The sequence below is a fragment of the Pseudomonas sp. AO-1 genome (assembly GCF_019775695.1).
Lineage (GTDB): Bacteria > Pseudomonadota > Gammaproteobacteria > Pseudomonadales > Pseudomonadaceae > Aquipseudomonas > Aquipseudomonas parakoreensis.
Map to the genome: position 1 here is coordinate 2,107,912 of NZ_CP079947.1, position 17,437 is coordinate 2,125,348.

At 60.6% G+C, this 17,437-nt stretch carries 19 protein-coding genes; 10 read left to right on the forward strand and 9 right to left on the reverse strand.

All coding sequences use genetic code 11. The annotated features are described in order from the left end of the window. Positions 1–34 precede the first annotated feature (34 nt). A complete protein-coding gene (locus KVQ82_RS09835) occupies positions 35–1,072 on the reverse strand; it encodes a patatin-like phospholipase family protein (protein WP_222018745.1) in 1,038 nt (345 codons plus the stop codon). A 217-nt stretch (positions 1,073–1,289) separates the two neighbouring features. On the opposite strand from KVQ82_RS09835, the gene KVQ82_RS09840 reads away from it, so the two are divergent. The 3 genes from KVQ82_RS09840 (at position 1,290) to KVQ82_RS09850 (ending at position 3,428) form a co-directional block, all read left to right on the forward strand. Beyond that, positions 1,290–1,568: a hypothetical protein gene (locus tag KVQ82_RS09840; protein ID WP_041069470.1), complete on the forward strand. Its 279-nt coding sequence runs from the start codon at positions 1,290–1,292 to the stop codon at positions 1,566–1,568. A gap of 79 nt (positions 1,569–1,647) precedes the next feature. Continuing rightward, positions 1,648–2,412, forward strand: coding sequence for a CHAD domain-containing protein (locus KVQ82_RS09845; protein WP_222018746.1), 765 nt, complete (start codon positions 1,648–1,650; stop codon positions 2,410–2,412). A 221-nt stretch (positions 2,413–2,633) separates the two neighbouring features. After that, a complete protein-coding gene (locus tag KVQ82_RS09850; protein WP_222018747.1) occupies positions 2,634–3,428 on the forward strand; it encodes an acyl-CoA thioesterase II in 795 nt (264 codons plus the stop codon). 5 nt (positions 3,429–3,433) lie between these two features. On the opposite strand, the gene KVQ82_RS09855 is transcribed toward KVQ82_RS09850, so the two are convergent. The 3 genes from KVQ82_RS09855 to KVQ82_RS09865 all read right to left on the reverse strand — a co-directional run bounded on the left by KVQ82_RS09855 (position 3,434) and on the right by KVQ82_RS09865 (position 6,399). Next, positions 3,434–3,799: an Mpo1-like protein gene (locus KVQ82_RS09855; RefSeq protein WP_108183415.1), complete on the reverse strand. Its 366-nt coding sequence runs from the start codon at positions 3,797–3,799 to the stop codon at positions 3,434–3,436. Positions 3,800–3,987: 188 nt separating this feature from the next. Beyond that, a complete protein-coding gene (locus tag KVQ82_RS09860; RefSeq protein ID WP_222018748.1) occupies positions 3,988–5,469 on the reverse strand; it encodes a methyl-accepting chemotaxis protein in 1,482 nt (493 codons plus the stop codon). Between the two features lie 123 nt (positions 5,470–5,592). After that, entirely contained in the window at positions 5,593–6,399 is an 807-nt protein-coding gene (locus tag KVQ82_RS09865; RefSeq protein ID WP_222018749.1) for a TatD family hydrolase, read from the reverse strand. Between the two features lie 237 nt (positions 6,400–6,636). On the opposite strand from KVQ82_RS09865, the gene KVQ82_RS09870 reads away from it, so the two are divergent. The 3 genes from KVQ82_RS09870 (at position 6,637) to KVQ82_RS09880 (ending at position 9,159) form a co-directional block, all read left to right on the forward strand. After that, the gene (locus tag KVQ82_RS09870; RefSeq protein WP_222018750.1) at positions 6,637–8,058 is read left to right on the forward strand and encodes a transglycosylase SLT domain-containing protein; all 1,422 of its coding nucleotides are present in this window, start codon (positions 6,637–6,639) and stop codon (positions 8,056–8,058) included. A gap of 108 nt (positions 8,059–8,166) precedes the next feature. Beyond that, the gene (locus KVQ82_RS09875) at positions 8,167–8,601 is read left to right on the forward strand and encodes a DoxX family protein (RefSeq protein WP_041069491.1); all 435 of its coding nucleotides are present in this window, start codon (positions 8,167–8,169) and stop codon (positions 8,599–8,601) included. Positions 8,602–8,850: 249 nt separating this feature from the next. Next, a complete protein-coding gene (locus tag KVQ82_RS09880) occupies positions 8,851–9,159 on the forward strand; it encodes a hypothetical protein (RefSeq protein ID WP_003226820.1) in 309 nt (102 codons plus the stop codon). Positions 9,160–9,164: 5 nt separating this feature from the next. Here KVQ82_RS09880 and greB read toward each other — a convergent pair whose 3' ends face one another. Genes greB through KVQ82_RS09895 form a run of 3 tightly spaced genes read right to left on the reverse strand, consistent with a single transcriptional unit; the run spans position 9,165 to position 12,884 of the window. Next, positions 9,165–9,662, reverse strand: a complete 498-nt coding sequence (gene greB, locus KVQ82_RS09885; protein WP_007964774.1) for a transcription elongation factor GreB — start codon at positions 9,660–9,662, stop codon at positions 9,165–9,167. 34 nt (positions 9,663–9,696) lie between these two features. Further along, positions 9,697–12,201 carry an ABC transporter permease gene (locus KVQ82_RS09890; RefSeq protein ID WP_222018751.1) on the reverse strand — a complete coding sequence of 835 codons (2,505 nt, stop codon included), beginning with the start codon at positions 12,199–12,201 and terminating at the stop codon, positions 9,697–9,699. Continuing rightward, positions 12,201–12,884, reverse strand: a complete 684-nt coding sequence (locus tag KVQ82_RS09895) for an ABC transporter ATP-binding protein (protein WP_222018752.1) — start codon at positions 12,882–12,884, stop codon at positions 12,201–12,203. The genes KVQ82_RS09890 and KVQ82_RS09895 overlap by 1 nt, the downstream gene beginning before the upstream one ends. Before the next feature lie 10 nt (positions 12,885–12,894). On the opposite strand from KVQ82_RS09895, the gene KVQ82_RS09900 reads away from it, so the two are divergent. From KVQ82_RS09900 to KVQ82_RS09910, 3 genes are all read left to right on the forward strand, one after another. Next, positions 12,895–13,500, forward strand: a complete 606-nt coding sequence (locus KVQ82_RS09900; protein WP_108183411.1) for an arylesterase — start codon at positions 12,895–12,897, stop codon at positions 13,498–13,500. A gap of 57 nt (positions 13,501–13,557) precedes the next feature. Beyond that, on the forward strand, positions 13,558–13,851 hold the full coding sequence (locus KVQ82_RS09905; RefSeq protein WP_003226812.1) for a hypothetical protein: 294 nt from the start codon (positions 13,558–13,560) through the stop codon (positions 13,849–13,851). 137 nt (positions 13,852–13,988) lie between these two features. After that, positions 13,989–14,960 (forward strand): L,D-transpeptidase family protein, encoded by a 972-nt coding sequence (locus KVQ82_RS09910; RefSeq protein ID WP_041069516.1) that lies wholly within the window; start codon positions 13,989–13,991, stop codon positions 14,958–14,960. Positions 14,961–15,083: 123 nt separating this feature from the next. On the opposite strand, the gene oprI is transcribed toward KVQ82_RS09910, so the two are convergent. After that, complete coding sequence (gene oprI / locus KVQ82_RS09915; protein WP_025113130.1) at positions 15,084–15,335, reverse strand: outer membrane lipoprotei OprI; 252 nt, start codon at positions 15,333–15,335, stop codon at positions 15,084–15,086. A 635-nt stretch (positions 15,336–15,970) separates the two neighbouring features. On the opposite strand from oprI, the gene KVQ82_RS09920 reads away from it, so the two are divergent. Next, positions 15,971–16,252 carry a GNAT family N-acetyltransferase gene (locus tag KVQ82_RS09920; protein ID WP_025113131.1) on the forward strand — a complete coding sequence of 94 codons (282 nt, stop codon included), beginning with the start codon at positions 15,971–15,973 and terminating at the stop codon, positions 16,250–16,252. Between the two features lie 63 nt (positions 16,253–16,315). Here the strand turns inward: KVQ82_RS09920 and KVQ82_RS09925 are convergent, their stop codons facing one another. Next, a complete protein-coding gene (locus KVQ82_RS09925) occupies positions 16,316–17,392 on the reverse strand; it encodes a 3-deoxy-7-phosphoheptulonate synthase (RefSeq protein ID WP_003226802.1) in 1,077 nt (358 codons plus the stop codon). Positions 17,393–17,437: the final 45 nt, after the last annotated feature.

Below are 17,437 nucleotides of genomic sequence, written 5' to 3' on the forward strand. Positions count from 1 at the left end.
GCCTGCGATGAGGCCCTGACAGCCAGCCGGGATTTCAACCCTGCTCACTCTCATACCGATCCAGCGTATCCCGCGCAATCTCCCGCCCCAGCGCGATCAGTTCCGGCGCTTTGTAGAATTCGAAAAACCGGCACACGCGCTTCGGCACGTTGATCAGGATGTCCGGCGGATAGCCGGCGATCTTGTACTGCGCCAACGAGGTCTGCATCACCTCGAAACTCTGGTTGATCAAGTCCAGCAGTGACGCCGGCCCGACGTTGTCGATGATGAACGAACCGGTGGCGGATTTCGGCGCGCCTTCGCGCTCGGGTGCCGCTGCCGGTTGCTGACTTTCCGGTTCGCTGCCTTCCAGCCACGGGTTGATGTCGGCCGCCTCCGCACGCAGGGCTTCCTGTTCAAGCAGCAGCAATTGCTCGGCCTGTTTGCGACGGAACGGCATCTTCGAACCCAGCGAACTGAGCAGGCTGTCGAAGCGCGAACGAAAGGCTGGCGGGCGCTGGATCACCGGCAATTTGTAGTGACGCTGGTTGGTGGCGTTGAGGTTGACCGCGATGATCAGGTCGCAGTGGCTGGACACCACCGGCACAATCGGCAACGGGTTGAGAATCCCGCCGTCCACCAGCATCCGATTGCCCTGCATCACCGGCGTGAACAGGCTGGGGATCGCCGCCGAGGCGCGCATCGCCTGATGCAGGCAGCCTTCCTGGAACCAGATTTCCTGTTGGTTGGTCAGGTCGGCGGCGACCGCGGTGTAGGGGATGCGCAGGTCTTCGATGTTGATTTCGCCGACGATCTTGCGTATCTGCCCGAAGACCTTTTCGCCGCGAATGGCCCCGAGACGAAAACTCACGTCCACCAGCCGCAGCACGTCCAGATAGTCGAGGGTTTCGATCCAGTTGCGATACTCATCGAGTTTGCCCGCCGCATAGATTCCTCCGACCACCGCCCCCATCGAACAACCGGCAATGCAGGCAATGTCGTAACCGCGTCTTTCGATCTCTTCGATGACTCCGATATGGGCGTAACCCCGGGCGCCACCGGAGCCCAGCACCAGTGCGACACGCTTTTTCATCAAGCTTCCTCCCCGACAAGGCTTCACAATGCACCCATCCGGGGGCGGGCGACAATCGTCAGGGTCGTTCGGGGCCGCAGGCGCGTCGTTTTTTCGCTACGGCGTGACCGCTCGGCGCTATGCTTTGGTCACCGCAGATTCATGGGGCGCCAAGGCACTTTTCTCGCGCCGTAACGTCTTACCTGCACGACTGTTGACCTATTTTGAGGTGTGAGTGATGAAAGCCTGGATCTGTGTGCCGTTGATTGCGCTGGCATTGGCCGGTTGCGCTGGCAAGACTGCTTATCGTGACAGCTGTGGCAGTCAGCTCGATGCGGCGTGGCATGAACTGGACCTGGCCAAGGCCGAAGGTTTTGCCGGCACGGTCAGTTACTCCAAGGCGCTGTCATTGCTGACGGCGGCCAAGACTCAACAGCAATTCGAAGGCTTCGAAGGCTGCAGCAAAAAGGCCGAGAAAGCCCGTTTCTATATTCGCGAATCTCGCGCCGGACGCTAAGCTGCTGACTTGACGCAAGGATGCGCCTGCCTTCTGACGGCAGACTCATCCTTCGAGCCATGTGAATCAGGAGCAAGTGATGTCTGCGTTGGTTGACCGGTTGGTGGCTCATGTCCTGAGTCTGGAAGTGCGTTTGCTGGCCTGTCAGGCGCGCCTGACCGCGCGTACCGACCCCGAGGCGCTGCATGACTTGCGCACTACGGTACGGCGCTTGCGCAGCCTGTTGCGACCCTTGCGTGGCTTGCCCGGGGTCGAGCAACTGGAAGTAGCGGCATCCGCGGTGGGGCAGTTGACCACGCCGTGGCGCGACCGCGAGGTGCTGGCGGCGTACCTGCTCAAGCATGATCAACCGCAAGCGGCGCAGCGGCGCATGGCGCAAATGGACGAAGCTTATCCAGCCTTGGCCGCCAGCGCCGAAGTGGCTTCGCTGCTGATCATCCTCGACGCTTTCCCGCGATTTTTGCGTGCCTCCGAGCGTCAGGGGCTGCTCAAGGGGCTGGGCAAACGCATCGAAAAACGCCTGCACAAACAATGGAAAAAACTCGACGAGGCCCTGCACGATCCGGCCCATGACCGGCATCGTCTGCGCTTGCTGATCAAGCGCGTGCGGTATGGCATCGAAGCCTATCCGGAACTGGATCGCCTGCCTGAGCCGGCGCTGGAGCGACTGAAGTCGGCGCAGGGTGCGCTGGGCGACTGGCACGATTGCTGGCAGTGGCTGGCGCGGGCCGAGCAGGAAAGCGATCTGCAATCCTGCGTAGCGACCTGGCAGGCGGGCCTGATCAAGGCTGAAACCAAGGCCGATCGCGTTCTGGAAAAACTCAGTTCAGCCTGCTTCAAATAACCTCGATATTACCCGGTCCCTGTAGGCGCTGCCGAAGGCTGCGATCTTTGTTTTTTAAAATCAAAAGATCGCAGCCTTCGGCAGCTCCTACAGGGGGTTTTGTTTGAATGGGAAATCGGGGTAAGGCCTTTCTGTCAGTCCATTTGACCGGAATAGACGCTGCGGCGCTCTGCCATGCTGGTTAAGATCGCTGCATTCCTTTTTCGCTTGCCGAGGTTGTCATGCGCTTTTCCGATCTGCTCGAGGCGGTTCGTCGCCAGCCAGAAGTGACCATTCCCGCCGAGTGGGGTCAGGGCCGGGCCAGTTTTGGCGGCCTGGTCGCGGCGCTGCAATACGAAACCATGCGCGCGGAAGTGCCGGCCGATCGCCCGGTGCGTTCGTTGGCGATCACCTTTGTCGGCCCGGTCGAGCCGGACGTCCCGGTGCGTTTCGAAGTTGATGTGTTGCGCGAAGGCAAAGCGGTCAGTCAGGTGCTGGGGCGTGCGATGCAGAACGGTCAGGTGGTGACTATCGTGCAGGGCAGCTTCGGTGCTTCGCGGCCTTCGGAAGTGGCCGTTGCCGCATATCCGGCAGTCGAAATGAAACACTGGGACGAATGCCAGGAGTTGCCCTACATCAAAGGCGTGACCCCGGAGTTCATGCGGCACCTGGCGATGCGCTGGAGTGTCGGCGGCATGCCATTCACCGGCAATAAATCGCGGCAGATGGGCGGCTGGGTGCGCTTGCGTGGGGACGTCAAGGAAGAACCGGTCAATGAGGCGCATCTGCTAGCGCTGGTGGATGCCTGGCCTCCGGCACTGTTGCCGTATCTGAAGAAACCGGCACCGGGCAGCACGTTGACCTGGACCATCGAATTCGTGCAGCCGTTACGCGAGTTGAGCACCCTGGACTGGTGCAAATACCTGGCGGATATCGAGTACGCTGCCGACGGTTACGGCCATGTGGCCGCCAAGCTGTGGAGCGCGGAGGGGGAGTTGATTGCCATGAGTCGCCAGACCGTGACGATTTTTGCCTGAGTCACTCAGTGCCGACGATGGCGCTCCCGCCAGGCGCGCCACCAGCCGCCGCTGAGAAAAAACCGCGGAAAGGTCAGGAACTGTTCGACCAGCAAGCGCGACACGGCATCCTGGCGATCACTGAAAGGCTCGGAGGCTTCCGCCTCCAGGCTGTGGCCGTGGCGCTGCAGACCCAGCGCCGCGACAATCCCGATTACGCCGATGGCGACACTGGCCAGGCTCAGGCTGAACACTCCGGACACAATCAACAGAAACGCGACGATGAACAGCGGCACGGCAATCAGGTGCAACACCAGATTGGTCGGGTGCTGGTGATTGTTCGGGTACGCGCGCCATTGCCACGCGGGAAGGTTGGGGTGACGTTTGCCCATGTTGACTACTCCTCGATCCATGTTGAACACATGCTTGAAGAATAGGCCGGGGCGGGTGGGGCGGCGAATCAAGGTTGGCTATTGGCATCATAGTAATGGTGAACAAAAAAAGATCGCAGCCTTCGGCAGCTCCTACATTGAAATGCGTATACCTGTAGGAGCTGCCGAAGGCTGCGATCTTTTGATCTTCAGAGTTTCAACTGCCCGATTGCCTTGTTGAGCTCCCCGGCCAACGTTGCCAACTCATTACTGGTGGTCGCCGAATCCACAGTCTGCTGCACGGTGTTTTCAGTCACATCACGAATGCTCACCACTGCCCGATTCATCTCTTCCGCCACTTGGCTCTGCTGCTCGGCCGCCACCGCAATCTGCGTGTTGCTCTCGCGCATCTGCGCCACGGCGCCAGTGATTTCCGCCAGCGCCTCGCCAGCCTCCTGTGCCTGCTGCACGCAGTCGTCGGCCTTGTACGAACTCTCCTGCATGAAGTCCACCGCATCGCGGGTGCCGGCCTGCAGCGCCGAGACCATGGTGGTGATTTCATCGGTGGAGGTCTGCACGCGTTTCGCCAGGTTGCGCACCTCATCGGCGACTACCGCAAAACCGCGGCCCATCTCGCCGGCACGGGCTGCTTCGATGGCGGCGTTCAGCGCCAGCAGGTTGGTTTGCTCGGCGATGCTGTGAATCACACTGACCACGCCGTTGATCTTCTGGCTGTCCTCGGCCAGGCGCTGGATCATTTCGGCGGTCTGCTGCACGCCGCTGGAGAGTCCGGCAATCGACTGCTGTACGCGACTGACCACTTGTTGACCGCTGCCGGCCAGACCATCGGCGGTCTGCGACAGATCGCGGGTGGCGCCGGCGTGCTGGGCGATGTGATAAACCGTGGCGGTCATTTCGTTGATTGCGGTGGCGGCCTGATCGGTTTCACTTTGCTGACCGAGCATGCCGTGGCGCACTTCGTTCATGCTCGCCGCCAGACGCGCGGCACCGACGTCGAGTTGCCGCGCGGTGTTGGCGACGGTGGTGACCACCCGTTGGTAGCCAGCCTGCATTGCGTTGAACGCATTGGCCATCTGCCCGACTTCGTCCTTGCACGCCAGCGGCACACGGGCCGAGAGGTCACCGCTTTTCTCGACGTGCAGCATCACGTCTTTCAATGTGTTGAGTTGGCTGAGCAGGAAGCGGATCAGCAGTTGCGAAGCGCCGAGCATGGCCAGCATCAGGATGAACACTGCCACTGCGTAGTTGGCAAAACGTTCGCTGAACACTTGCGCCAGGCTTGGACCATAGGCAATGACTGCCACCTGCTGGCCGTCGGCACGGCTGAACACTTCGGCGCCCATTAACGGGTTACTGCCGAACAATGGCAGGTGATTGATTTCGTTCCAGCCGTTGTTGTCGCTGATCTCTAGCACCGGCTGATCGTTGAGGCGCGGCGCTTCCCCGCGTTTGAAGGTCAGAATCTGATCAGCCTTGGGCAATGCCTGCCCGGCCGGCCAGGCCTTGAGCAATTGTGCCTGGGCCTGGGCGGATGCCTGCGCCGTGTGGCTGCGCGCCTGCTGTTCCAGTTGCACGGCGTACAGCACCAGCAACAGGGTGGTGACGAAAGCGACCGCGTTGACCGCCCAGAATTTGTATTTCAGCGAGATATTGCTAAGCCAGGCACCCATGGAGGTCTTCTCTGATAGCGGAAACAGTTTTGGCAAGGTGCCAGCATTGTGCCGCTATGCAGATCTGCGGATCTTGATACACATCAAAAGAACACATCGCTTCCACAGGGGGATTCTGGTGTGTCAGGGAAGGGCAGGAAGGTTGAAGAACGCGCGGGCACACGCGGTGGTGTGCGCTGCCAGGTCTTCCTCGCTCTCGCCTCGGTGCAACGCCACTTCGCGCAATACTTCGGTCAGATACGCCGGCTCATTGCGGCCGTTCTTCGGCTTTGGCCGCAAGGTGCGGGGCAGCAGATACGGCGCGTCGCTTTCGAGCATCAGTCGTCCGCGTTTGATCTCCTTGACCAGCGAGTGCAGGTGCGTGCCGCGGCGCTCGTCGCAGATCCAGCCGGTGATGCCGATGTGCAGGTCCAGATCCAGGTAACTGAACAAGGCTTTTTGCTCGCCAGTAAAGCAGTGCACCACAGCGGCGGGCAATTGATCACGGAAGTCCCGGAGGATCTCCAGCAAGCGCTGACTGGCATCGCGTTCGTGGAGGAACACCGGCAATTGCAGTTCTACTGCCAGCGCCAGATGTTCTTCGAGGACTTTTTCCTGTTGCGGGCGCGGTGAGAAATCACGGTTGAAATCCAGCCCGCATTCACCCACGGCGACCACGTTTGGCTCGTGCAGCAGACTGCGCAACCGGCGCGCGCTGTCAGCATTCCAGTCACTGGCCGAATGCGGGTGAATGCCAGCGGTGGCGAACAGCTGTTGGCCGCCGTCATCCAGTTGCCGGCACAGCTCCAGCGCCTGTTCGCTACCTTCGACGCTGGTGCCGGTCAGCACCAGTTGGCAGACCCCGGCAGCGTAGGCGCGGTCGAGCACGGCCTGATGTTTTTCAGCAAAACTGGGGTTGGTCAGGTTGACGCCGATATCGATGAGTTGCATGGTTCTACCTCGGGCCGAAGGCCGGAAAGCATACCAGAGCTGTAGATTTATAAGAAAAGCCAAGAACTACAAAGAGTTATAGCTGTCTTTTGATGCCGTGACAGAGCCCGGGTTGGCGCAAAAGCCATCACTGTGCCAGTCTCTCGCACTTTGCCAGCGCTCCAGGCGCTCTGTTTTCGTCGGCGATTTTGACCGTTCAGCGGTTAAAAAACGCCCCGTATTCTTTCCGGAGAGTGGATGCATCGTCCCTCGGTTTTGCTCCTGTTGTGTGCGTCGTTGCTACTGCCGATAACGGCGGTTGCGCGCTTGCCCGGGCCACAGCAAGCCGTACCGGCCGCCAAGGTCCGCGACCTGTCGGAGATACGCAGCAGCCGCGTACTGCGAGTGCTGGTCAACCAGAGTCGCAACAGCTCTGGAGAAGTCCAGGGCCAGGCCATCGGTGTCGAATACCATCGCCTGCGCGCCTTCGAGCAGTACCTCAATGGCCACGCCCGCGACGGCCAGGAAGTCACTCTCAAGATCATTCCCAAAGCCAAGGATCAACTGCTCGGCGCGTTGCAACGCGGCGAAGGTGATCTGGTGGCGCCCGGCGAGCTGCTTGATCTGCAACCCGGCCACGCGGTGGCCAGCAGCGAGCCGATCGCCAGCAATGTGCCGCTGGTGCTGGTCGGTATCAAGGGCGAGCGTCGTTACACCAAGGTCGAGCAGCTTTCCGGCAAGACCCTGGCCTTGCCAACCGGCAGTGCGGCAGGGGACGCGGTGAGCCAGCTCAATCAGAAACTGGCGCTGCACAAACTGGCGCCGATCAAGATCGAATGGGTCGATCCGACGCTGGCGGTCGAGGACGTGCTGGAGATGGTGCAGGGCGGAATTTTCCACCTGACTATCGTTGAGCAACCGATCGCCGAGCGCTGGGGCAAGATCCTGCCCAAGCTGCGTTTTGACCGGCAATTGATGATCAGTGAACCGGGTGAGGAATACTGGTTCGTGCGCCGTGATGCCTCGATGCTGCGGGCGAGCATCGATCGCTTTCTGGTCGGCTACAGGAAGCCGGCGAACGGGGATGCCGAATTCCTGCGGATCTATCGGCGCCTCTACCAAGTGCACTATCCGTTGGCCAAGGCTGACCGTCAGCGTCTGGAAAAACTGCGCCCGACTCTGCAAAAACACGCCGATGCACAAAACATGGACTGGCTGAACCTGGCGGCGCTGGCCTTCAAGGAGTCGGCCCTGCAACCCGGCGCCCGCAGCGGCAGCGGCCCGACCGGGTTGATGCAGATCACCCCGTCCGCGGCGCAGCGGGTCGGTGTGAACAACATCCAGAATCTCGATGCGAATGTGCAGGCCGGGGCCAAGTATCTGGCGATGATCCGTCGCAAGTTTTTCAACAGTCCGAAACTCAATGAGCGCGAGCGCATGGCGTTCACACTGGCGGCCTACAACATCGGCCCGGAACGGGTGCAAGGCATGCGCGCCGAGGCTCGGCGGCGCGGGCTGAATCCCAACCAGTGGTTTTTTCAGGTCGAACGCATCGCCATGGAGCAGGTGGGCATGGGCCCCGTCAGCTATGTTAATAGCGTGAACAAGTACTACCTGGCGTTCGACCGGGAGCGGGAGTCACTGGAGCCCCGGGAACAGAAAGTCGCCTCACGGAAATGATCTAATAATTTGATTGTTATGGCGAAATAATTGCGCTTTTAACATGAATTTAACTGATTAATATAGCGGCCAATCCCAACACACTTCTCGCAAAACAAGGAATGCCCCATGAGCTCACTGATCAACAAGGTTCTGTTCACCCGCGCCGGTTACGGCCTGACCATTCTGCGCATCGCGGTCGGCGTGATCTTCGCCGCCCACGGTTCGCAAAAACTCTTTGGTCTGTTTGGCGGTTACGGTCTGGCAGGCACCGCGCAGTACATGGACAGCATCGGTCTGCACCCGGGTTACCTGATGGCCACGCTGGCCGGCGGTACTGAGTTTTTTGCCGGTCTGGCGTTGATTATCGGCCTGCTGGCGCGCCCGGCGGCGCTGGGTCTGACCTTCCTGTCGCTGGTGGCGATCTTCACCGTGCACATCAGCAACGGTCTGTTCATGGCCAACAACGGTTACGAGTTCGCCCTGGCGTTGCTCGGTGGCAGCCTCGCGGTGATGATCGAAGGCGCCGGCAAGCTGTCGGTGGATCGCGCCATCGCCGGTTGAGCGCTCTGGATCAAGCAAAAGGCCCGCATTGTGCGGGCCTTTTTTTGTTGTGGCTGATTCTTGACACTCATCGGTCACGTTCTCTAGGATGTTGCTCATGCGCCGATTTAAACAGCTACTTGCGGGGCGCCAGGTGACTCAGACAGTTGCCGTCAGAAGCCGGAACAGGGCTTCGAAATACCGCTAAAGCGCTGGTTCGGTGTTGCCTCTCACCTGCCATGCAGACTTTTGAGGCAGAGACACGACACGATGAATGCACTACGCCCTCCAGCACGTCCCGCGCCGATCACGGCACATATCACCCAACGCAATCCAAAAATCCTGCTTGGCGGCAAACACCAGCCGACGCTGTTGCGTTATCTCGATGGCTGGCCACGTCGCAGCGGCGGTCCTGCCGCGTTCCTGATCCAGTTCGTTGAAGACGGCGAGTCGCTGGCGCGCTTTGCCAGTGACAGTTTTGACCTCGCCGTGATTCAGGCACCAAGCGCTGAAGACGCTCCGGAAATGATCAAGCAACTGACCCGCGTTGCACGGCAGGGTTTGATCACCCGCCGCTGAAACGCTCAGGGATAGTCGATCGCCACGATATAGACAAACTGCTCACCGGTTGGCGTCTGCACCCGAACCTCGGCGTCCAGCGCCTTGCCGATCAAGGCACGAGCCAGCGGTGAGTCAATGCTGATCAGACCCAGTTTCAGATCCAGTTCATCCGGGCCGACGATGCGGTAGCGCGACTGCTTGCCGTCTTCGTCCTCGATGGTCACCCAGGCACCGAAGTACACCTTGTTCGGATCGCTGGGTTTTTCGCTGACGACCTTCAGTGCTTCGAGTCGCTTGGTGAGAAAACGCACGCGGCTGTCGATCTCGCGCAGCATTTTCTTGCCGTAGGTGTACTCGGCGTTTTCCGAACGATCACCCTGCGCCGCTGCCTCGCTGACTGCCTGCGTCACTTGCGGGCGGCGCACATGCCACAGTTCATGGAATTCGGCGCGCATCCGCGCTTCACCTTCAGGGGTGATCAGCGCGGTGCCGGCGGTGCGGGGAGGGCGATAACGGCTCATGGCAACTTCTTGTGGTGACGAAGGCTGGAGTCTATCAACCCTCGCGTAAGACTGTCAGCGGACTCGCATTCAGTGCTCGACGCGTGCCGAACACGCCGGCACCGCCAATCAGTGCGGCGCCAATCAATGGCAGCACCAGCAGCCATGGATGCGGATGCCATGGCAGATCGAAGGCAAAGCGATACAACACCAGACTCACGACTTCCGAACCGATGGCCGCCAGCAAACCGCTGACCGCGCCGAGCAGACCGAACTCGATACGCCGCGCCTTGACCAGCAACTGCCGTTGCGCGCCCAGTGCGCGTAACAACGCGCCTTGGCGAATGCGCTCGTCCAGCGTGGCTTGCAAGCCAGAGAACAGCACCGCCATCCCCGCCGCCAGCACAAATAACAACACGTATTCCACCGCCAGGGTGACCTGGGCGAGGATGCTGCGCAGCTGTTCCAGCAGAGCTTCGACCTGAAGGATGGTCACCGCCGGGAATGCCCGTGACAGTTCGACAATCTGCTGATCGTGACCGGGTGCCAGATAGAAACTGGTCAGGTAAGTCGCCGGCAGATCCCTCAGGGTGCCGGGCTGGAAGATCATGAAGAAGTTCGGCTGAAAGTTGTCCCAATTGATTTCGCGCAGACTGGTGACCCTGGCTTCACGATTGACCCCGCCCACGCTGAACACCATGCGATCGCCGAGTTTGAGCTTGAGGCTTTCGGCGACTTTGCCTTCCACCGACACGCCCGGTATGTCTTCCGAGGGTTGCCCGGTCCACCACACACCGGCGGTGAGCGTGTTGCCGGCCGGCAAGTCTGCGGCCCAGGTCAGGCTCAAGTCGCGTTGCACTGCGCGGTCGCCGGCGGAATCCTTGCTGACGATCTGCTGCACCGGTTCGCCGTTGATGCTGATCAGCCGTCCCGGCACCACTGGGTACAACGGTGCCGCTTGAGCCGAGACTTTGATCAGGTGGTCGGTGAAGGCTTGTTTGTCCGCTGGCAGGATGTTCAGGGCAAAGTAATTCGGTGCGTTTTTCGGCAACTGGTTTTGCCAGGTGTCGAGCAGCTCGCCGCGCAGCAGAGCGATCAATGCCATCGACAACAGGATCAGACCGAACGCCAGCGCCTGCCCGGCCGCCGCCAGCGGATGACGCAACAACTGACCCAGACCGAGGCGCCACGGCAGCGGCGCACGGGCGAGCATCCGTCGCAGGCTGTTGAGCAGCAACAACAGCAAACCACCCAATACCAGCGCCGCGATTACACCGCCGCCCAGCAGGGCGAAAGTCAGCAACAGATCCAGACTCAGGCGCCACATGATCAGACCCAGTGCGCCCAGTGCCGCGCCATAGACCATCCAGGTACTCGACGGAATCGGCAGCATGTCACGGCGCAGCACGCGCAGTGGAGGCACCCGACCCAGCGCAGCAAGCGGTGGCAGGGCGAAACCGGCGAGTGCGACCAGTCCCGTACCGATGCCGGCCATCGCCGGAAACAGGCCGCCTGGCGGGATATCCGCGGGCAGCAGATCATGCAGCAGGGCAAACAGCCCCAGTTGTGCCAGCCAGCCAAGCACCGCGCCACTGAGGGCGGCGAACAAACCCAGTACGCTCAGTTGAATACTGAACAACAGCATGGTTTCTCGACGCGACAAACCGAGGCAGCGCAGCAAGGCACTGGCATCGAAGCGGCGACTGGCAAAGCGGTTTGCAGACAGTGCCACGGCCACGCCGGCCAGCAGTACCGCGACCAGACTGGCCATGTTCAGGTAGCGCTCGGCCTTGCCCAATGCGCCGCCAATCTGCCGGTTGCCGTCACGCGCATCCTGAATGCGCTGATTGGCGGCCAGGCCCGGTTTGAGCAATTGCCGATAGGTTTCCAGCGCCTGCGGTTCGCCGCGCCACAGCTCGCGGTAGCTGACGCGGCTGCCGGGCTGTACCACGCCGGTGGCGGCAAGGTCGTCGAGGTTGATCATCACCCGAGGCGTTAAGCTGTAGAAGTTGCCGGCGCGATCCGGTTCGTAGGTCAGCACGCGGGTCAGTTTCAGCGTTTTCATGCCGACGTCGATGCTGTCGCCGATTTTCAGGTCCAGGGCGGTCAGCAAGCGTGCCTCGACCCACGCTTCACCGGGTTGCGGTTCGCCGCCGGTTGTCTCGGCGGCAAGCGGCGCCGGGGCACTTTTCAGTTCGCCGCGCAGTGGATAAGCGCGGTCGACGGCTTTGATGCTCGATAACTGAATGCCGTTGTCAGTGGCGACGACGCTGGAAAACTCCACCACCTGTGCATGATTCAAACGCAGCTCGGTGCCGCTGCGAATCTGTTTGTCGCGGGCCGGCGAACTGCCTTCGAGGACCAGGTCGGCGCCAAGGAACTCGGTGGCGCGCAGCATCATTGCGCCGTTGAGACGGGCGCCGAAGTAACCGATTGCGGTACTCGCGGCCACCGCCACCAGCAGGGCGAAGAACAACACGCGAAGTTCGCCGGCGCGAGCATCGCGCAGCAATTGGCGAAGGGCGAGACTGAACAGGCGCAAGAGCGGCAGACGTGCCATCAAGGCTCCAGAGGGGCGACCAGCAGCCCGGCTTCAAGTCGGATCAGGCGCCGGCAGCGATGGGCCAGGCGTTCGTCGTGGGTCACCAGCACCAGAGTAGTGCCGCGTTCCTTGTTCAGTTCGAACAGCAAGTCGCTGATGCGCTCGCCGGTGTGGCTGTCGAGGTTGCCGGTGGGTTCGTCGGCGAACAGCACGTCGGGCTCGGCAGCGAAGGCCCGGGCAATCGCAATGCGCTGTTGTTCACCACCGGAGAGCTGGCGCGGCGAGTGCGTCAGGCGCTGGCCGAGGCCGACGCGCTGCAACAATTCAGTGGCGCGCTCACGGGCGTCCTTGCGGCCATCGAGTTCCAGCGGCAGCATGACGTTTTCCAGCGCGTTGAGGCTGTCGAGCAACTGGAACGACTGAAAGACGAAGCCTACGTGCTCGGCACGGATGCGCGCGCGCTGGTCCTCGTCGAGACTGCTCAGGCCTTGTCCGGCGAGAATGACTTCGCCGCTGCTCGGCAAATCGAGGCCGGCGAGCAGGCCGAGCAGGGTGGATTTGCCGGAACCGGACGCGCCGACGATGGCCAGGCTGTCGCCCTGGTTCAGTTCCAGGCTGAGTTCGTGCAGGATAGTCAGTTCACCTTCCGCGCTGGGAACCACTTTGCTGAGGTTCTTCGCGGTGAGAATGCTTGCGCCCATGGAGAATCCGATGCGTGTGTGGTTTTTGAGTGCTGGCCTGGCCTTGATGTGCATGGCCCAGAACGCAGCGGCGGGTACTGTCCTGATCGTTGGCGATAGTATCAGCGCCGGTTTCGGACTGGATACCCGCCTGGGGTGGGTATCGCTGCTCGAGCAACGGCTCAAGGCTGAAGGTTTTGACGACAAAGTGGTCAATGCCTCCATCAGCGGTGACACCAGTGCCGGAGGCCAGGCGCGCCTGCCGGCGCTGCTTGCAGAGCATAAGCCGGAACTGGTGATCCTCGAATTGGGCGGCAATGACGGCCTGCGCGGAATGCCGCCAACGCAATTGCAACAAAACCTTGCGGCAATGATCGACCGCTCGCGCCAGACCGGTGCCAAGGTGCTCCTGCTCGGCATGCAATTGCCGCCGAACTACGGCAAGCGTTACACCGAGGCCTTTGCCGAGGTCTACGGCAAACTTGCGGACGAGAAAAACATCCCGCTGGTACCGTTTTTCCTCGAAGGCGTGGGCGGGCATCCCGAGCTGATGCAGGCCGATGGTCTGCACCCGGCAGTCGGGGCTCAGGGCAAGTTGCTGGAAAATGTCTGGCCGACGCTAAAACCGCTGTTATGAGGCTTTTCTAGTGGCAGGCTTTCGGCTAATGTGGCGCCCCCTTATTTGGAGCCCCCGATGCCGCGTCCTGCCTGGTCCCTGTTTGCCTACCAACTGATCGAGCCTGACGAACAGCTGGATCTGTTCGCCTGCCAGGAAGTGCGGGTGCATCTGGTGACCCGTCAGCTCGAACTCGGAGGCTCGGCCGACCGTACGTTGTGCGGCAGTCTGTTGCCGGCGCAGCCGCGCTGGTCCAGCGTCGATCGCCGGGTGTTCCAGGATCAGCGTCTGTGTTCGTTGTGCCGGGCGATTCTCGAGTCGCAAAAACGTGGCACCTCGCCGATCTGGCCTGAGTTGCGTTTCGAGCTTTAGGACCAATAGATCGCAGCCTGCGGCAGCGCCTGCATGAAGACTTCTGGCTGCCCATCGGCGCATCTCCCCGAATTCCCGAGGTGCGGTGTACAATCGCGCCCTTATACCCCTTGTTGATCATGCGAAGGATTTTCCGGATGTTGCCGCGCTTTCCTGCCGTCACCCGCTGCCTGTCACTTGCCGCCCTGTGTGTGGCCGGTCCCGTTGCTGCATTGGAGTTTCCCCTGCCACCGCCTGGTGAGGACATCATCGGTCAGGTGCAGGTGATCAAGGCCAAGTACGAAGACACCTTCGCTGACCTGGGGACCAAGTACGACCTGGGCTATTCGGAAATGGTCGCGGCCAACCCGGGTGTCGATGCCTGGCTGCCGGGCGCCGGTACTGAAATCGTTCTGCCGACGCGGTTCATTCTGCCGCCGGGGCCGCGCGAGGGCATCGTGATCAACCTCGCCGAATACCGTCTCTACTACTACCCGAAAGGCCGGAACGTGGTGTACACCTTCCCGCTGGGTATCGGCCGTGAAGGTTGGGGTTCGCCAATCGCGCATACCTCGATCACCGCCAAGACGCCGAACCCGACCTGGACCCCTCCTGCGTCGATCAAGGCCGAGCACGCCGCCGATGGTGATCCGCTGCCGAACGTGGTGCCGGCCGGTCCTGACAATCCGCTGGGCCCGTTCAAGTTCACCCTGGGCACCCCGGGCTACCTGATCCACGGCTCGAACAAGAAGTTCGGCATCGGCATGCGCACCAGCCACGGCTGCTTCCGGATGTTCAACAACAACGTCCTGGAAATGGCGGCCATGGTGCCGGTCGGGACTTCGGTGCGCATCCTCAATGACGCGTACAAGTTCGGCAGCAGTGGTGGCAAGGTCTATCTGGAAGCGCACACGCCAATCGACGACAAGGGCAATCCGTCGGTAGTCGACAAGCACACCGCGGTGATCAACGCGATGCTCAAGCGCGAAGACGTGACCAACAATCTGCGCGTGAACTGGGATGTGGTACGTGATGTGGTGGCGGCCGAAGACGGTTTGCCAACCGAAATCGGCACGCCGAATACCTCGGCTCCGATTGTCTCGAGTGCGCCGATCGACCTGCAGCAATAAGGCCGACCCAGACCCGCCGATGCAAGAAGCGTCGGCGGGTTTTTTATTGTCCGGACAAAAGCTGCAGGCACAAAAAAGCCGACCCAGAAACTGGGTCGGCTTGATAACAATCCCGAGGGATTATTACTTGCGGCTAGCTTTGTCCAGCATACGCAGAGCACGCTCGTTAGCTTCGTCAGCAGTCTGTTGTGCTTTTTGAGCAGCAGCCAGAGCTTCATCAGCTTTACGGTATGCTTCGTCTGCACGAGCCTGGGCGCGAGCAGCTGCGTCTTCAGTAGCGGTCAGACGTGCTTCGGTTTCTTTCGATGCGCTGCTGCAACCGGTAGCCAGAACTGCGGCCAGAGCCAGAGCAGAGAATTTCAGAACGTTGTTCATCGTGTTCCCCTTCAAGGACTTTCAATTAAGTGGCTTTCTCCTCCGATTGAGGAAATAGCCGGCGTACATACTACCCATTACTTGTAGTAAGTAAACTGACGTAGCGCAAGAAGCAAAAAAAATTGTAGGCGTTGATTCTTTTTCGAGCAACTTTTAACGGGGCTGATTAAAAAATATCCAGCTGCAAGCCCCTGCCTGAGCGAGTTAATGAGAAAAAGTTCCCGCTGTCATGTGCTGTTTTCGGCGTCTTGCACCAAGTCTGCCTAGATGAATTCGTCTACACTTTTGTTCCGATTTTGCATGACGCCTCACATATCTTTGTCGCTCTTGAGGTGACTTTAAAGAAGAGCCTGCGTCTTAAGTCTCGACATCCGGCAATGTTCAGGTGAGCGCCTCGGGATATGTTCCCCGCGCCTGCCACTACGCCCATCGGAGTTATCCGTACAACCTGCACGATGACGAGCGCACCTTGAGCATTTTTGCCAATGGTGCCTACTATTTATCACGTGCTCGGTTGCGCGAGATCGGTGTGGCTTTTCTCGGTGTCCATCAGGCACGGGGTGGCGTAGATGTTCCTTCGCCGGAAAAACATCGGTAAGGTAGGGGTCAGAATTCAAGACCCGCGAGGAGTAGTGATGAGCGAGGCGTTGTCCATCCACCATGACCAGGCTGGTCATCAGTTCGAGACCAATGTGGACGGTCATCGTGCCTACCTGACCTATATGGATCTGGGGAAACAGACCCTGGATATCTACCGCACCTTCGTGCCCAACGCCCTGCGCGGTCGAGGCATCGCGGCAGCGCTGACCGAAAGCGCGCTGCAGTACGCCGAGGAAATGGGTTATACGGTGATTCCGTCGTGCTCCTACGTCGAGCGCTATATGGAGCGCCATCAGAAGCGCGCTGCGAAAATCTGATTACCCCTACACACAAAAACGCCGGGCAATGCCCGGCGTTTTTTTATGCCCGCGAAACGCTGATCAGCTGCGCTGACGCTTAGGCAGCACATCCTTGAGCTTGGCGTGCATGCTGCGCAGGGTGTTCTCGGTGGCGGACCAGTCGATGCAGGCATCGGTGATCGACACGCCGTATTGCAGGTCGGCGAGGTCTTTCGGGATGGCCTGGCAGCCCCAGTTCAGATGGCTCTCGACCATCAGGCCAATGATCGACTGGTTGCCTTCGAGGATCTGGTTGGCGACGTTCTCCATCACCAGCGGTTGCAGGGCCGGATCCTTGTTGGAGTTGGCGTGGCTGCAATCGACCATGATGTTCGGCTTGATCTTCGCCTTGTTCAGCGCCTGCTCGCACAGGGCGACGCTGACCGAATCGTAGTTCGGCTTGCCGTTGCCACCACGCAGCACCACGTGACCGTAGGCGTTGCCCTTGGTGGTGACGATCGACACGCCACCTTCCTGGTTGATACCGAGGAAGCGGTGCGGGCTGGAAACCGATTGCAAGGCGTTGATCGCCACGGTCAGGCCGCCATCGGTGCCGTTCTTGAAGCCGACAGCCGAAGACAGGCCGGAAGCCATTTCACGGTGGGTCTGGGATTCGGTGGTACGCGCGCCGATGGCCGACCAACTGATCAGATCCTGCAGGTACTGCGGGGAGATCGGGTCGAGGGCTTCGGTGGCGGTCGGCAGGCCTTTCTCGGCCAGGTCCAGCAGCAACTGGCGACCAATGTGCAGGCCGTCCTGAATCTTGAACGAGTCATCCAGGTACGGATCGTTGATCAGGCCTTTCCAGCCGACGGTGGTCCGTGGCTTCTCGAAATACACACGCATGACCAGATACAGGGTGTCGGAGACTTCCTCCGCCAGCACCTTGAGGCGGTCGGCGTATTCGTGGGCAGCCTTGATATCGTGGATCGAGCACGGGCCGATCACTACGAACAGACGGTGGTCGGTGCCATCAAGAATGTTGCGAATGACTTCGCGGCCCTTGGTGACGGTGCGCAGCGCAGCATCGCTCAGAGGGATATCACGCTTGAGCTGATCGGGAGTGATCAGGGTCTCGTTAGAGGCGACGTTTAGGTCGTTGATCGGTAAATCAGCCATCGTTTACTCGTCAGGTCACGGGTGCCGGCCGCCAGCGATCCCCGC

Excerpts from the sequence above, each read along its gene's own strand:
- KVQ82_RS09890 (WP_222018751.1), bottom strand. The coding sequence starts at position 12,201 with ATGGCACGTCTGCCGCTCTTGCGCCTGTTCAGTCTCGCCCTTCGCCAA.
- greB (WP_007964774.1), bottom strand. The coding sequence starts at position 9,662 with ATGAGCCGTTATCGCCCTCCCCGCACCGCCGGCACCGCGCTGATCACC.
- KVQ82_RS09905 (WP_003226812.1), top strand. The coding sequence starts at position 13,558 with ATGCCGCGTCCTGCCTGGTCCCTGTTTGCCTACCAACTGATCGAGCCT.
- KVQ82_RS09870 (WP_222018750.1), top strand. The coding sequence starts at position 6,637 with ATGCATCGTCCCTCGGTTTTGCTCCTGTTGTGTGCGTCGTTGCTACTG.
- KVQ82_RS09920 (WP_025113131.1), top strand. The coding sequence starts at position 15,971 with ATGAGCGAGGCGTTGTCCATCCACCATGACCAGGCTGGTCATCAGTTC.
- KVQ82_RS09845 (WP_222018746.1), top strand. The coding sequence starts at position 1,648 with ATGTCTGCGTTGGTTGACCGGTTGGTGGCTCATGTCCTGAGTCTGGAA.
- KVQ82_RS09860 (WP_222018748.1), bottom strand. The coding sequence starts at position 5,469 with ATGGGTGCCTGGCTTAGCAATATCTCGCTGAAATACAAATTCTGGGCG.
- KVQ82_RS09880 (WP_003226820.1), top strand. The coding sequence starts at position 8,851 with ATGAATGCACTACGCCCTCCAGCACGTCCCGCGCCGATCACGGCACAT.
- KVQ82_RS09900 (WP_108183411.1), top strand. The coding sequence starts at position 12,895 with ATGCGTGTGTGGTTTTTGAGTGCTGGCCTGGCCTTGATGTGCATGGCC.
- KVQ82_RS09875 (WP_041069491.1), top strand. The coding sequence starts at position 8,167 with ATGAGCTCACTGATCAACAAGGTTCTGTTCACCCGCGCCGGTTACGGC.
- oprI (WP_025113130.1), bottom strand. The coding sequence starts at position 15,335 with ATGAACAACGTTCTGAAATTCTCTGCTCTGGCTCTGGCCGCAGTTCTG.
- KVQ82_RS09910 (WP_041069516.1), top strand. The coding sequence starts at position 13,989 with ATGTTGCCGCGCTTTCCTGCCGTCACCCGCTGCCTGTCACTTGCCGCC.
- KVQ82_RS09835 (WP_222018745.1), bottom strand. The coding sequence starts at position 1,072 with ATGAAAAAGCGTGTCGCACTGGTGCTGGGCTCCGGTGGCGCCCGGGGT.
- KVQ82_RS09925 (WP_003226802.1), bottom strand. The coding sequence starts at position 17,392 with ATGGCTGATTTACCGATCAACGACCTAAACGTCGCCTCTAACGAGACC.
- KVQ82_RS09895 (WP_222018752.1), bottom strand. The coding sequence starts at position 12,884 with ATGGGCGCAAGCATTCTCACCGCGAAGAACCTCAGCAAAGTGGTTCCC.
- KVQ82_RS09840 (WP_041069470.1), top strand. The coding sequence starts at position 1,290 with ATGAAAGCCTGGATCTGTGTGCCGTTGATTGCGCTGGCATTGGCCGGT.
- KVQ82_RS09855 (WP_108183415.1), bottom strand. The coding sequence starts at position 3,799 with ATGGGCAAACGTCACCCCAACCTTCCCGCGTGGCAATGGCGCGCGTAC.
- KVQ82_RS09850 (WP_222018747.1), top strand. The coding sequence starts at position 2,634 with ATGCGCTTTTCCGATCTGCTCGAGGCGGTTCGTCGCCAGCCAGAAGTG.
- KVQ82_RS09865 (WP_222018749.1), bottom strand. The coding sequence starts at position 6,399 with ATGCAACTCATCGATATCGGCGTCAACCTGACCAACCCCAGTTTTGCT.